The following is a 13,490-nucleotide window of genomic DNA, read 5'->3' on the forward strand; positions in this document are numbered from 1 at the left end:
TCAGAACACCTCGCCGAGGGCGGGGTCGTGCGTGTCCGCCGCGGTGCGCACGCCGGGGCGTTCGCCGCACAGCCGGGGCGTCGGGAACAGCTTGCCCGGGTTGGCGAGCCCCGCGGGATCGAAGGCGCACCGCACCAGTTGCATGGTGTCGAGGTCCGCGGATGTGAACTGCCGCGCCATCCTCGACTTCTTCTCCACACCGACACCGTGCTCGCCGGTGATCGAACCGCCGAGGTCGACGCAGAGGTCGAGGATCGCGAAGCCGAGTTCCTCGGCGGCCTCGGCGGCCCCCGGCACCGTGTCGTCGAAGAGGATGAGCGGGTGGAGGTTGCCGTCGCCCGCGTGGAAGACGTTGGCGACGCGCACGTCCGCCTCGTCGGCGAGCCGCCCGATCTCGCTGAGCACCTCGGGCAGCCGGGTGCGCGGGATGACGCCGTCCTGCACGTAGTACGCGGGGCTGATCCGGCCCACGGCGGCGAACGCCGACTTGCGTCCGCGCCACATCAGGGCGCGCTCCGTGTCGTCCTTCGCGATCCGCGTCTCGAAGGCGCCGCGCGCGTCCGCGATGGTCTCGACCTGCCGGAACTGCTCCTCCACCTCGGCCAGTGGCCCGTCGAGTTCGATGACGAGCACGGCGACCGCGCCTTCGGGGTAGCCGCAGCTGACCGCGGCCTCGGCCGCCTCGATGGCGAGTGCGTCCATCATCTCGACCGCCGCGGGCAGGATCCCGGCGGCGATGATGTCGCTGACCGTCCCGGCGGCGTCGGCGACGGTGCGGAAGCCCACCAGCATGGTGCGCACCGCCTCGGGCGCCTGGATCGTGCGCACCGTCACCCGCGTGGCGATGCCGAGTGTTCCCTCGCTGCCGACGAACGCGCCGAGCAGGTCGAGCCCGGGGTGCTCGGGCGCGGTGCCGCCGAGGTGCACCACCTCGCCGTCCGGCAGGACGACCTCGGCGCCCGTCACATGGTTCACGGTGAAGCCGTACTTGAGGCAGTGTGCGCCGCCCGCGTTCTCCGCGACGTTGCCGCCGATCGAGCAGACCTGCTGTGACGACGGGTCGGGCGCGTACGCCTGCCCGTACGGCGCCGCCTCCCGCGTCACCCAGAGGTTGATGACGCCCGGCTCCGCCTCGACGCGCGCGTTGTCCGGGTCGACGGACACGATGCGACGCAGCCGCGAGAGCACGATCAGCACGCCGTCGGCGACGGGCATCGCGCCGCCGGACAGCCCCGTGCCGCTGCCGCGCGCCACGAACGGCACGCCGTCCGCCGCGCACATGCGTACCGTCTCCACGACGTCGTCGCGGTCTCCCGCCAGAACGACGACGGCGGGCCGCACCCGGAACGTGGCGAGGCCGTCGCACTCGTACGTCCGCAGCTGGGCGGGGTCGGTCAGCACCTTGTCGGCGCCGATGCGCCCGCGCAGCCGCTGGGCCAGCAGCAGCGCGCGCGGCGCGGTCTCATCCGGCGCCGTGGCGCCCGCCCGAACCAGATGCCGACTCATCGCGTCTCCTCGTTCTGAGGCCTGCCGTTGGCTTCTTCGGGTGCCATGGCCTGGCGTGGCCGCGGCGCCGCGAGGCCCACTGTCCTGCCGTCTCCTCCTTCGCGCCCGGCTCCGGTCGGCGTTTCGCGGGCGTGGCGCGACGGATCACCGCTTCGACGTACACCCGGCGCGCCGCTACCGGATACCGGTATGGATCTATCGGATGCCGGAAGCCTGCTGCTCCGCGGGTGCTGTGTCAAGGTCGGTGCGGCACATGGTTTCCGGCTCAACCACATGGTGGGACGGTCGTCCTGACCGCATGGAAGGCGCCGCCCCACCGCTCGCGTGCGCCCCGGGCCGCCACCACAGGCGCCACACGCGCCACATGCGGCCGAGGGGCCGGCGCCGCGGCGTTCCCACCGCGGCGCCGGCCCCTCGGCCGCATGACGGATCAGCTGCTCGACCCGACGTCCTCCGCCTCGGCCTGCTCCACGAGCCGCTCCTCGTCGCCGGCGTGCGATGCCAGGTCTGCGCGCTGGTTGTGTTCGGCGGCGGCGAGCAGCGAGTGGCCCGTGGCCAGCACGCCGATGGCCACCGCCACGGCGGCGGCGCCCAGGTAGAACGGCACGTGCACGTTGAAGTGCTCGGCCAGCTTGCCCGCGGCGAACGGCGCGAGACCGCCGCCGATGAACCGCACGAAGCCGTAGGCGGCCGAGGCCGTCGGACGCTCCACGGGGGAGACGGTCATCACGGCCTGGGTCGTGATCGTGTTGTTGATCCCGATGAAGGCGCCCGACACGATCACGGCGACGATCAGGCCCGTCTTGTGGTCCGTGAACACCGCGATCGCCAGGATGTCGAGCGCGAACAGGGCCAGGTTGAGGTAGAGGGCCTTCGCGATGCCCAGCTTCGCCTGCAGCCATGGCGCGCCGAACACGGCGAAGAACGCGACCAGCACGCCCCAGCCGGTGAAGACGTAGCCCAACTGGTGTGTTCCCAGGTGCATGGGGAAGGGTGCGTAGCCGAGCACCGTGAAGAAGCCCCAGTTGTACAGCAGCGCCGTCAGACCCATCGTCAGCAGGCCGCGGTGGCGCAGCGCCTTCAGCGGCTCCACGATCGACTGCTTGCGCTGCGGCTTCGGTGTGGGCGACACCAGCACCACCGTCGCCACCAGCGCGATCGCCATCAGCACCGCGACGCCGAAGAACGGCCCGCGCCAGCTGATCCCGCCCAACTCGCCACCGAGCAGCGGCCCGATGGCGATGCCTATGCCGAGCGCCGTCTCGTACAGGATGATCGCTCCGGCGAAGCCGCCGCTCGCTGAGCCGACGATGACGGCGAGCGAGGTCGCGATGAACAGCGCGTTGCCGAGCCCCCAGCCGGCACGGAAGCCGACGATCCCGCCGATGCTGCCGGACGCCCCGGCCAGCGCGCTGAAGACCACGATGATCGCAAGACCGGCGACCAGCGTGCGTTTGGCGCCGATCCGGCTGGAGACGAAGCCGGTGAAGAGCATCGCGACGGCGGTGACCACGAGGTAGCTGGTGAACAGCAGCGTGACCTGGCTCGGCGACGCCTTGAGGCCGCTGGCCAGCGCGGGCAGGATCGGGTCCACGAGGCCGATGCCCATGAACGAGATGACGCAGGCGAAGGCCACGGCCCAGACGGCCTTCGGTTGGCGGAACGGGCTCACAGCGCCGGGTTGTGACGACACGTGCAGCTCCAGACAGGGGACGGGGGACGGGTGGGACGCGGAACGCTCCGTGCGGGGGACCGTCAGCCGGGCGGTGCGCCCGCGGGGCCGTCGGCGTCGCTGCCGGCGGCGCGTTCCGCGAGGTGGCGCAGTGCGGGCATGCCGAGCCGCGCCGCCTCGGTGAGTGCGGCGCCGTCCTCGGGGGAGAGGGTGCGCAGCAGGGCCTTCAGCCGCCGCGTGCGGGTGCGGCGCCGCTCGTCGAGCAGCACCCGCCCCGCGTCGGTGATCGACAGCAGCGCAACGCGCCCGTCGTCCGGGTCTTTGACCCTGCTGACCAGGCCATGCCGTTCGAGGCGCTGCACCAGCTGGGTCATCGACGGCTGCGACGACCCTTCCTCGGCGGCCAGCGCCGTCAGCCGCGCGGGACCCGTGCGGGACAGCCTGCTGAGCGTGGCCGCCGCACTGAGGCTGACGTCGCGGGCCATCAGATACCGGATGGTCAGCAGCGCGGCCGCCTCGATGAAGTCGGCCATGTCGTCCTGAGGGGGTTCTTCCTCACTCACCCTTTAAGTTGTATCACGCACCTATGTAACTTGCCAGGCCCGCGAGCAGGCGGTCCACGTCCTGTGCGTCGTTGTACGGGGCGATGCCGACGCGCAGGCCGCCCGTGTCCCCGAGGCCGAGCCTGCGCGAGGCCTCCAGCGCGTAGAAGGACGACGCGGGCGCGGCGACGTCCCGCTCGGCGAGGAAGCGGTAGGCGCCGGCCGCGTCCCGTGACGCGAACGTCACGAGCAGCGTGGGCGTGCGATCCTTCGCCCGCGAGTGCACGGTCAAGCCGGGCAGCTCGGCGAGGCCGGACTCGATGCGTGCCCGCAGCGCGTTCTCGTGGCCCTCCAGCGCGTCGAAGGCCCCGGCGAGGCGCTGCCGACGCGTCCCCTCCGTGGAGCCCGCGAGTCCGGCGAGGAAGTCCACGGCGGCCTCCGCGCCCGCCAGCAGCTCGTACGGCAGCGTGCCGAGCTCGAACCGCTCGGGCACCGCGTCCGAGGACGGCAGCAGCTTGTCGGGCCGCAGCCCTTCGAGGAAGGCGGGGTCCGCCGCCAGCACGCCCAGGTGCGGGCCGAGGAGTTTGTACGTGGAGCAGACGTAGGTGTCCGCGCCCAGCGTCGCCAGGTCCACCGGCGCGTGCGCCGTGTGGTGGACGCCGTCCACGTGCAGCAGGGCGCCGGCCGCGTGGACCGCCTCGGCGATCGCGGTGACCGGCGGCCGGGTCCCGATCAGGTTGGAGGCCGCGGTCACGGCCACGAGACGCGTCCGGTCGCCGAGCACCGCCTCGATGTCCGCGACCGTCAGCTCGCCGGTCTCCGGGTCGAAGTCCGCGTGCCGTACGGTCGCGCCCACGCGGGCCGCGGCCTGCACCCACGGCCGGATGTTCGCGTCGTGGTCGAGGCGGGTGACGACCACCTCGTCGCCCGGCGCCCAGCCGCGCGAGAGCGTGCGCGCCAGGTCGTAGGTCAGCTGCGTCGCGGAACGGCCGAACGCGACACCGCCGGGCGCGACGCCCAGCAGGTCGCCGAGCGCGGCTCTGGCGCCGGTGACGATCCGGTCGGCGTTCACCTCGCCGGCCGTCAGCCGGCCGCGGTTGGACAGCGGCGCGCACATGGCCGCGGCGACGGCGTCGATGACGGGCCGGGGTGTCTGCGTGCCGCCCGGACCGTCGAAGAAGGCGACGCCGCTGTCGAGGGCGGGGAACCGGGCGCGTATGGAGGCGATGTCGTAGCTCACGGGCCCACGGTAGATCCGACCCGGCCGTGCACGCGCCGCGGCCCCTGTGCCAGGAGGCGCGTCGTCGCACGTCATCGGCTGTCAGCGCACGCCGTGCGGCCTGAACTGGATGCTGATGCGAGGGCCCACCGGGCGGGCGGTCTTGAGGATGGCGTGCTCCCACGTGCGCTGGCACGAGCCGCCCATCACCACCAGGTCGCCGTGGCCGAGCGGGACACGCCGTGCGCTGCCGCCGCCGCGCGGCCGCAGGACCAGATCGCGCGGCTGTCCCACCGAGACGATCGCCACCATGGTGTCCTCGCGCGACCCGCGCCCGACGCGGTCGCCGTGCCAGGCGACGCTGTCGCGGCCGTCCCGGTAGAAGCAGAGCCCGGCGGTGGTGAACGGCTCGCCCAGCTCGCCGGCGTAGTGCGCGGTGAGCGCATCACGCGCCTCGGCCAGCGCGGGATGCGGCAGCGGCGCGCCCGCACGGTAGAAGCACAGCAGCCGGGGTACCGCGACCTCGCGCTCGTACATCCGCCTCCGCTCGGCCTGCCACGGCACGTCGGCGGCAAGCGTGCCGAAGACCTCGTCGGCCCCCGTCAGCCAGGAGGGCAGCAGGTCGATCCACGCCCCGTCGCCCAGCGCCGTCCGCCGGGCGGCGGCGAGCGGCCCGAGCCCGGGCGCCGCGTCCTGGTCGAAGAGCGAACCCTGGAGTGGAACGGACATGGGGCCAGCGTAACGCGAAAACCGAACATGTGTGCCATTAGAGCTCTCCGTGGCGCGCGTCACACATGCCCGTCCGACCTGCGGCTCCGCGAGTGGAACGCGCCTCATCTGCGCGTCCGCGGGAGGAGATCCGCGCCGGCGGGGGAAGGTGGGTGCCATGAAGAACCTGGGTCTGCCCGAACACATCCGGGCCTGTCTGTTCGACCTCGACGGCGTCATCACCAAGACCGCCGTCGTGCACGCCGCCGCGTGGAAGGAGATGTTCGACGAATTCCTGCGACGACGGGACGGCGCGGACTTCCGCCCGTTCACCCCGGACGACTACGACCGGTACGTGGACGGCCTGCCCCGCGCGGACGGGGTGCGCTCCTTCCTTGCCTCGCGCGGCATCGAACTTCCGGAGGGCGCGGACGGCGACCCCGAGGACAAGGACACCGTCCACGGGCTCGGCAACCGCAAGAACACCCTGGTGCTGGCGAAGATCCGCACCGACGGGGTCGAACCGTACGAGGGGACGTTGCGCTACGTGCGGGACGCGCGCGAGCGCGGCCTGCGCACCGCCGTCGTCTCCTCAAGCGCGAACTGCCGTGACATCCTGCGCTCCGTGCACGCGGAGGACCTCTTCGAGGTCCGCATCGACGGCATCGTCGCGGCCGAGCGGCGGCTGCCGGGCAAGCCGCGCCCCGACACGTTCCTCGCCGCCGCGCACGACCTCGACGTGGACCCGGCGGACAGCGCCGTGTTCGAGGACGCCCTCGCGGGCATGGACGCCGGCAGGTCGGGGCACTTCGGCTACGTCGTCGGCCTCGACCGGGTGGGACAGACGGACGCGCTGCGCGCCCACGGCGCCGACATCGTGGTGAAGGACCTCGCCGACCTGGGGACGGACGCATGATCAAGCACTCCAACTACACCGTCGAGCCGTGGGTCCTGCGGGAGTGCGGCATCAACCTCGACGTCCTGCCGCAGAGCGAGTCCGTCTTCGCCCTCTCCAACGGCCACGTCGGCTGGCGGGGCAACCTCGACGAGGGCGAGCCGCACGGCCTGCCCGGCTCCTACCTCAACGGCGTCCACGAACTGCACCCGCTGCCCTACGCGGAGGCGGGCTACGGATATCCCGAGTCGGGCCAGACGGTCATCAACGTCACCAATGGCAAGATCATCCGGCTGCTCGTGGACGACGAGCCGTTCGACCTGCGCTACGGCACCGTCCGCTCCCACGAGCGCGTACTCGACTTCAGGACCGGGCTGCTGCACAGGACGTGCGAGTGGGTCTCGCCCGCGGGCTGCGCCGTCAAGGTCCGCTCAACCCGCCTGGTCTCCTTCACCCAGCGTGCCATCGCCGCCGTGCGGTTCGAGGTCGAGGCCGTCGACAGCGACGTGCGCCTCGTCGTGCAGTCCGAGCTGATGGCCAACGAGCAGTTGCCGCGCTCCGACGGCGACCCGCGCGCCGCGGTCGCGCTGGAGTCGCCGCTGGTCTCCGAGGAGCACTTCGCCACCGACGCACGGGTCAGGCTCGTCCACACCACCGCGCGCAGCGGGCTGCGGGTCGCCGTGGCCGCCGACCACGTCGTCACCGGCCCCGATTCGACGCGCACGAGCAGCGAGAGCGGGGACGACGTCGGACGGGTGACGTGCACGGCCCAGCTGCAGCCTGGCGAGGTGCTGCGCCTGGAGAAGACGGTCTCCTACGGCTGGTCGTCCACCCGCTCACTGCCGGGCGTACGAGACCAGGTGGACGCGGCGCTCGCCCAGGCCATGTCCACGGGGTGGGACGGCCTCGTCGCGGAACAGCGCCACTACCTCGACGACTTCTGGTCCAGGGCCGACGTGGAGCTGGACGGCGACGAGGAAGTCCAGCAGGCCGTGCGCTTCGCGCTCTTCCACGTCCTGCAGGCGGGCGCGCGGGCGGAGCAGCGCGCCATCCCCGCGAAGGGACTGACCGGATCGGGCTACGACGGGCACAGCTTCTGGGACACCGAGACCTTCGTCCTGCCGCTGCTCACCTACACGTCGCCGCACGCCGTGGAGGAGGCCCTGCGGTGGCGGCACAGCACGCTGCCCGCGGCCCTGGACCGCGCCGAGCAACTCGGCCTTGAGGGCGCCGCGTTCCCCTGGCGCACCATCGAGGGGTCCGAGTGCTCCGCGTACTGGCCCGCCGGCACGGCCGCCTTCCACGTCAACGCGGACATCGCCGACGCCGCCGTCCGCTACGTCACGGCGACGGGCGACGAGGGGTTCGAACGCGAGATCGCCGTCGAACTCCTCGTCGAGACCGCACGGTTGTGGCGCTCGCTCGGCCACCACGACCACCACGGCGTCTTCCACATCGACGGGGTCACGGGTCCCGACGAGTACAGCGCCGCGATGGACGACAACACGTACACGAACCTGATGGCCCGCGCGAACCTCAGGCACGCTGCCGACGCGGTGGAGCGCCACCCGCGCAGGGCGGCGGAACTCGGCGTGGACGACGAGGAGAGCGCCGCTTGGCGCGACGCCGCCGACGCCATGAACAAGCCGTACAACAGTGAGCTGCGCGTGCACGAGCAGCACGCGGGCTTCACCGGCCACCAGCAGTGGGACTTCGCGGGCACGCGCCCCGACCAGTACCCGCTGCTGCTGCACTTCCCGTACTTCGACCTCTACCGCAAACAGGTCGTCAAGCAGGCCGACCTGGTGCTGGCGATGTACCTGCGAGGCGAGGAGTTCGACGCGGACCACAAGGCGCGCAACTTCGCCTACTACGAGCCCCTGACAGTCCGCGACTCGTCGCTGTCCGCATGCGTCCAGTCCGTGGTGGCCGCGGAGGTCGGCCACCTCAGGCTCGCCTACGACTACCTGGTCGAGGCGGCGCTGCTGGATCTGGAGGACACGGAGAACAACACCAGGGACGGCGTGCACATCGCGTCGCTCGCCGGAACCTGGATGGCGCTGGTCGCGGGGTTCGGCGGCATGCGCCACCGCGGTGACGACCTGGAGTTCACCCCGAAGCTGCCCGAGCGGCTGCGCCGGCTCGCCTTCAAGATGCACATCTTCGGGCGCAGGCTGGCCGTGGAGATCAGGACGTCGTCGGTCACGTACACACTCCTCGAGGGCGACCCGCTGCCGCTCAAGCACTGCGGGGAGCGGATCACCGTGACGGCCGGGGCCCCGGTGGAGCGCAAGCTGCCCGTGTGGTCCGTGCACCCGGCGCCCGCCCAGCCGCCGGGCCGCGCACCCTCGCACGACCACCAGCAGCCCTTCGACCGCGAAGGCGCCTGAGCACGGCGCATGCGGGCACATGTCCGTGCGGGTGCGGGCGGCCCGGTGGTTCCCGGACCGCCCGCACGGGCGTCAGCGCGCGAGAGCCGCGCAGTTCGTCTGGTTCTTGCCCGCGACCGCGCCCGCGATCTCGCCGCGCCAGCTGACGCACTGGCCCGGCGCGTAGAGGTACACGGGACCCGCGTACGTCGTGTAGTTGCCCGAGTCGATGACGTCGTGCGTGTGCGTGCCGATGCCGACGGACGCCGTCATGTGGACCGCGGCGCCCGGCCTGCTGCGCACGGTGACGACGCAGTTCTTCTTGGTCTTCGAGCTGTAGGTGAGGTAGACGGTGCCCGCGGTCCCGATCGGCGCGGAGTTGACCACGCCGTACCCGGAGCCGCAGACATTGTTGTAGGCGACGGCCGGGGCCTTCGCCCCGGTGGTGACAGCCGCCGCTGCCGGCACCGCGTGCGAGGCGGCGGAGGCGGTCGCGGCGGGGGCGGCACCCGAGGACGGAGCGGCCCCGGCGGCGGGCGCGAGGACCACGCCGGCACACGCCAGACCCGCGAGAGCGGCTCCGGCCACGGCACCACGCTGAGTGAACTTCATCGTTGTTCCCCCTGCTCTTGGCAGTAGTGGCGTCGGTCAACGCCACACATCGTCAGACTGCCGACCCACGGGGGGAGTTGTACGGACGCCGGCCTGTTACAGAGCCGGGACGATCCGTGACGGCTCAGCCGGCCGGGCCGTCCCCGCCGTCCGGACGCACGCGGCGGTGCACCAGGACGCACGCCGCGCTCACCCGGTACCGGCCGTCCCGCGCGGCCCTGCCGTTCAGGCGCAGCACGCGCAGTGGCTGACGCTGCCAGCCGACGGTCTCCACACTCGCCCGGCGCCGCAGCCCGAACAGGCGCAGCTCCTCCATCAGATGGACGCCCGCGATGTCCATGAAGGGCACGTCGCTCATGTCGAGCGTCACCTCGCGCGTGCCGGCCGGCACCTCGGCGAGAGCCCGGCACAGCAGCGGAAGCGCGCCGAAGTCGAGATCGCCGTGCGGTGACAGTACGACGGCACGGGCGTGGCGCGCGGAGGTGCAAGTCATCGTGGACATGCCGCTTCCCCCTCTCCGGGTGCGGCCACACCTGCCTGATGGCCTCGGGGCCGCCGGCCAGTAGGGCCGGGCAGGCGCCCGGCCCCCACCGTCTCACCGAACGCCCGGCTTGAACAGAGCCGCGGCGTCAGGGCCGCCGGCGGCGCGTCAGGTCCCGTCGCCCGCCAGCGCCAGCTCCTCGTCCGCCACGGCCTCCCGGTGGCGCCGCTCGTCCTCTCTCGCCCGGCGCGGGCTCCAGCGTCCCGCCATGACGAAGACGAACGGGACGAACACGACCTGGCCGCCCACCGTCACCCACCACCACGTCTGCCACTGGCCAGGACCCTGCCGGCTCGCCCTCGCGACCTCGGGACCGTACCGGCGCAGTACGTCGAGCTGCGGCTGCGCCTTCCGCACGAGGGCGAGGCCCGAGGGGCCCACCTCGCGCGCCGCCCGCGCGGCCAGCTCCTGCGGCGCCTTGCCCGCCGGGTACTTCGCGAGGCGCGCGAACAGATCCGGGTGTGCGTTCACCACCGCCAGCGCCGGGCCCGCTTCGTGCTGCGCCGCCGCGACCGCCTCCCCGTGCTCGACGAGCGGTGACGCGGAGGTGACCACGAGCGGCAGCACGGCGCTCGACGCGGCCACCACGATCCGCAGCGTCCAGCCCCACACCGCGAGGCCGGCCGCCGTCGCCGCGGGGTTGCGCCTCTCCACGGTCTCGGTGAAGCTCGCCATCCACGGCGCGTAGGCCACGCCCGAGAAGACACCGATCGCGACGAACAGCCACGCGAAGGTCGAGTAGCTCGTGGCGTGGCGCGTGGCGAGGACCGCGAAGTACGACGTCGCCGCGATCGAGCCGGCCGCACCCACCAGCATGAACGGCTTGCGCACCCGCAGCCTGTCCGACAGCAGCCCGACCACGACGAGAGCGATCGCGTTGGCGCCCCAGTACCAGTTGGCCAGCGCGTTCGTGCGCTGCTGGCTGTAGCCGAAGTTGGCGGAGAAGTACACCACGAAGTTGCCCACAGCCGCGAAATACAGCAGCAGGAACACACTGATGGCGACAGCAGAACCCACCACGTCGAGGTGGAGCATCTGCCGCCACGGCGACCCGGCCCGGGCGACCGCCGCGCCCCCGCCGCGCCGGGCCCGGGCCTCCACCAGCGCACGGTCGCGCAGGCTGACCATCACCTGGCCGCGCAGACCGGGCGACAGCTCGCGCAGCGCGAACAGCGCGGCGGCGAACACGACGAGCCCGGCGACGCCCGAGTACCGCAACTCGTCCTGCCACGACGAGGAGTCGAGCGTGGTGCTGGTGACGACGGTGACCACCAGGGAGCCGAGCACCGGCCCCATCGTCCAGTAGCCCATCGCGGTCGCGCGACCCAGCTGGGGCGAGAAATCGCGTATCAGCGCGGGCGTCGCGACCAGCACGATCCCCTCGACGAGCCCCACCAGGCAGAACACCACCGTGTAGAGCGTCTTGTCCGGCGCGGCGGGCAGCGCGAACACCAGCAGCAGTCCGGCCACGAGCAGCCCGTAGACGACCAGGTTCGCCCGCCCCCAGCGGTCGGCGAGCCCGGCGACCAGCGAGGTGAACGCGCCGACGAGGTTGCCCAGCACCGACACCCAGACGAAGTACGTGTAGCTCATGCCGTAGTGGGTGATGATCGACGTCGCCACCGCGTACTGCACGTAGAGCATGTAGTAGAGCACGACCGTCGTCACCACGACGATCGCCAGGTTGGCGTACCGCCGGGGCGGCGCCGGATAGTGCGGCAACTCCCGGTACCACAGCCGGGAGGCGACGCCGGGACGGCCAGGACGGGTGGGCATGGGGGCCTCCTGCGCATGCCGGAGCGCGCCGTGCGGGCGCACCCCGCGCCCGCAACCGCTCCGAGGTGGGGGAGAGGCTAGTACCGACCGGTCGGTACGGCCTAGACACGTGCAGAGGTCAATTCCCGCCGGGCGCCGGGCGGTCCCGCGGGGCGACGCGGGCCGCGATGGCCAGGGCGCAGTCCCGCGCCTCGGTGTGGGTCGTGTCCACCTCCATGTCGTAGCGCACGCCCCGGTGCACCACGTCGGCCTGCGCGGCGGCCATCCCGGCCACCCGGTCGCCGCGCGCGGCCTCCCGGCCCGCCGCCACCCGGGCGTCGCACCTGACCCCCACCCACAGCACCCGCAGCCCGCCGAGCCGCGCCACCCACCGCTCCTGCGACGTGGTGCCACCGAGGAACACCTCGTCCACCACGACCCGCGCGCCGGCCCGCGCCATGGCCGCCACCCCCTCGATCCACGCCGCCTCCACCTCGCGGAAGCCGGCTCCCACGCGCACCTCGCCCGACGGCTCGAACGTCAGACCGCCCTCGGCGTCGCGCAGCGCGGCCGGCAGCGCGTCGACCAGTGTGTCGACGCTGAGCGACAGCCACGGCTCAGGGAGCAGGACGTGCTGCAGGCACCGGGCGATCCCGGACTTGCCCGCGCTGGAACCACCGTTGAGTACGATCACCTGGAAGGACACACGGGCCAACCTAGCCCCGGCATCCCCGCGGGTCACCGGGAATTCAGCGGGCCCCCTCGGCGCGCCGCCGGTGCTCCCCGCGCAGCACGCGGGCCGGCGCCTCCTCGTCGTACGCCCCGCACCCCGTCACCGACCACAGCGACATCTGCTGCGGCAATGCGTAGTACGGCACGAACACCTTCGCGGTGCGGTGCTTGGACACCTTGACGGTGAACAGCGCGGGCAGCACGTCGGGGGTCTGGTCCGCCAGGATGGCGAGCCGGCACGAGGAGCAGGCGGGCCGCCGGCCGGCAGCCGCCTCACGCGGCGAGACGCGCACGCGTCCGCCGCCCTTGCCGCCCTTGCCTCGCTTTCCGTGCGCCCCGGGCGGCTCGGCGCGTCCGTGCAGCGGGTTGTAGAAGCAGCGCACCGCCCTCTTCTGCGGACGCCTGCCTTCGTGACGTGCGTGCGCGGCGGCGAACAGCTCCGCCGCGCGGTCGGCGAGTACCACGGACGCCGCGAGGTCCGGCAGGTCCGTCGCCTCGTCCAGGATCTTGCCCGCCGCCTGGAATGCCTCCAGCGCCGCCTCGTACTCCCGCCGCACCGCGGGCTCCGCCCCGCCGGGGAGTTCCAGGCGCGCATCGGACAGCAGATCGCCCACGTCGGCGAGGCGCGCCCGCGCCAGCGACGTGAGCCTGTCCCGCAGCACCTCCCACTCCCGCAGGACGCGCTGCTCGTCCTCCCTGCTCATCGGCCGCGTGCCCGCGTGTCTGCCGTCGTGCGCCGCGTCGTACGCCGCCGCCACGGAACCGACCACGGCCGCACGCCGCCGGAGCCGCGGGAACGCCGGCAGGAAGCGCCGCCGCCCGGCCGCCGGGTCTCCGCCGTAGCCCGTCACCGGCTCCTCCCGGCGGCGGACAGGGCGGGTACGTGGGCGATCACAGTCATCGAAACCTGGATCTTACCAAGACGGCGCCATCCGGCGG

General features: G+C 72.8%; 12 protein-coding genes. 2 read left to right on the top strand and 10 right to left on the bottom strand.

Going from position 1 to position 13,490, the window contains the following annotated elements; translation table 11 throughout:
- From IH48_RS0110765 to IH48_RS0110785, 5 genes are all read right to left on the bottom strand, one after another.
- Nucleotides 1–1,506, bottom strand: a complete 1,506-nt coding sequence (locus IH48_RS0110765; protein ID WP_078849608.1) for an FAD-linked oxidase C-terminal domain-containing protein — start codon at nt 1,504–1,506, stop codon at nt 1–3.
- A 430-nt stretch (nt 1,507–1,936) separates the two neighbouring features.
- Nucleotides 1,937–3,199: an MFS transporter gene (locus IH48_RS0110770; RefSeq protein WP_078849609.1), complete on the bottom strand. Its 1,263-nt coding sequence runs from the start codon at nt 3,197–3,199 to the stop codon at nt 1,937–1,939.
- Nucleotides 3,200–3,261: 62 nt separating this feature from the next.
- Nucleotides 3,262–3,741 (bottom strand): MarR family winged helix-turn-helix transcriptional regulator, encoded by a 480-nt coding sequence (locus IH48_RS0110775; RefSeq protein WP_030902266.1) that lies wholly within the window; start codon nt 3,739–3,741, stop codon nt 3,262–3,264.
- A gap of 13 nt (nt 3,742–3,754) precedes the next feature.
- Complete coding sequence (locus IH48_RS0110780; RefSeq protein WP_030902267.1) at nt 3,755–4,960, bottom strand: cysteine desulfurase-like protein; 1,206 nt, start codon at nt 4,958–4,960, stop codon at nt 3,755–3,757.
- Nucleotides 4,961–5,041: 81 nt separating this feature from the next.
- Complete coding sequence (locus tag IH48_RS0110785) at nt 5,042–5,668, bottom strand: alpha-ketoglutarate-dependent dioxygenase AlkB (RefSeq protein ID WP_030902269.1); 627 nt, start codon at nt 5,666–5,668, stop codon at nt 5,042–5,044.
- A gap of 157 nt (nt 5,669–5,825) precedes the next feature.
- Here IH48_RS0110785 and IH48_RS0110790 point away from each other — a divergent pair, with 157 nt between their 5' ends.
- Together IH48_RS0110790 and IH48_RS0110795 are read left to right on the top strand one after the other, a co-directional pair.
- Nucleotides 5,826–6,563, top strand: a complete 738-nt coding sequence (locus IH48_RS0110790) for an HAD family hydrolase (RefSeq protein ID WP_030902271.1) — start codon at nt 5,826–5,828, stop codon at nt 6,561–6,563.
- Entirely contained in the window at nt 6,560–8,932 is a 2,373-nt protein-coding gene (locus tag IH48_RS0110795; protein ID WP_051839522.1) for a glycoside hydrolase family 65 protein, read from the top strand. The genes IH48_RS0110790 and IH48_RS0110795 overlap by 4 nt, the downstream gene beginning before the upstream one ends.
- Nucleotides 8,933–9,004: 72 nt before the next feature.
- On the opposite strand, the gene IH48_RS0110800 is transcribed toward IH48_RS0110795, so the two are convergent.
- From IH48_RS0110800 to IH48_RS0110820, 5 genes are all read right to left on the bottom strand, one after another.
- On the bottom strand, nt 9,005–9,523 hold the full coding sequence (locus IH48_RS0110800; RefSeq protein ID WP_030902273.1) for a hypothetical protein: 519 nt from the start codon (nt 9,521–9,523) through the stop codon (nt 9,005–9,007).
- Nucleotides 9,524–9,647: 124 nt separating this feature from the next.
- A complete protein-coding gene (locus IH48_RS33140; RefSeq protein ID WP_030902274.1) occupies nt 9,648–10,025 on the bottom strand; it encodes an STAS domain-containing protein in 378 nt (125 codons plus the stop codon).
- A 147-nt stretch (nt 10,026–10,172) separates the two neighbouring features.
- The gene (locus IH48_RS0110810) at nt 10,173–11,840 is read right to left on the bottom strand and encodes an MFS transporter (RefSeq protein ID WP_037841469.1); all 1,668 of its coding nucleotides are present in this window, start codon (nt 11,838–11,840) and stop codon (nt 10,173–10,175) included.
- Nucleotides 11,841–11,958: 118 nt separating this feature from the next.
- Nucleotides 11,959–12,525, bottom strand: coding sequence for a chloramphenicol phosphotransferase CPT (gene cpt / locus IH48_RS0110815; protein WP_030902276.1), 567 nt, complete (start codon nt 12,523–12,525; stop codon nt 11,959–11,961).
- A 43-nt stretch (nt 12,526–12,568) separates the two neighbouring features.
- Nucleotides 12,569–13,402, bottom strand: coding sequence for a hypothetical protein (locus tag IH48_RS0110820; protein WP_030902279.1), 834 nt, complete (start codon nt 13,400–13,402; stop codon nt 12,569–12,571).
- Between the last annotated feature and the right edge of the window lie 88 nt (nt 13,403–13,490).

Source organism: Streptomyces sp. NRRL F-5126, from assembly GCF_000721265.1.
Taxonomy (GTDB): domain Bacteria; phylum Actinomycetota; class Actinomycetes; order Streptomycetales; family Streptomycetaceae; genus Streptomyces.

Excerpts from the sequence above, each read along its gene's own strand:
- IH48_RS0110795 (WP_051839522.1), top strand. The coding sequence starts at position 6,560 with ATGATCAAGCACTCCAACTACACCGTCGAGCCGTGGGTCCTGCGGGAG.
- IH48_RS33140 (WP_030902274.1), bottom strand. The coding sequence starts at position 10,025 with ATGTCCACGATGACTTGCACCTCCGCGCGCCACGCCCGTGCCGTCGTA.
- IH48_RS0110790 (WP_030902271.1), top strand. The coding sequence starts at position 5,826 with ATGAAGAACCTGGGTCTGCCCGAACACATCCGGGCCTGTCTGTTCGAC.
- IH48_RS0110800 (WP_030902273.1), bottom strand. The coding sequence starts at position 9,523 with ATGAAGTTCACTCAGCGTGGTGCCGTGGCCGGAGCCGCTCTCGCGGGT.
- IH48_RS0110810 (WP_037841469.1), bottom strand. The coding sequence starts at position 11,840 with ATGCCCACCCGTCCTGGCCGTCCCGGCGTCGCCTCCCGGCTGTGGTAC.
- IH48_RS0110765 (WP_078849608.1), bottom strand. The coding sequence starts at position 1,506 with ATGAGTCGGCATCTGGTTCGGGCGGGCGCCACGGCGCCGGATGAGACC.
- IH48_RS0110785 (WP_030902269.1), bottom strand. The coding sequence starts at position 5,668 with ATGTCCGTTCCACTCCAGGGTTCGCTCTTCGACCAGGACGCGGCGCCC.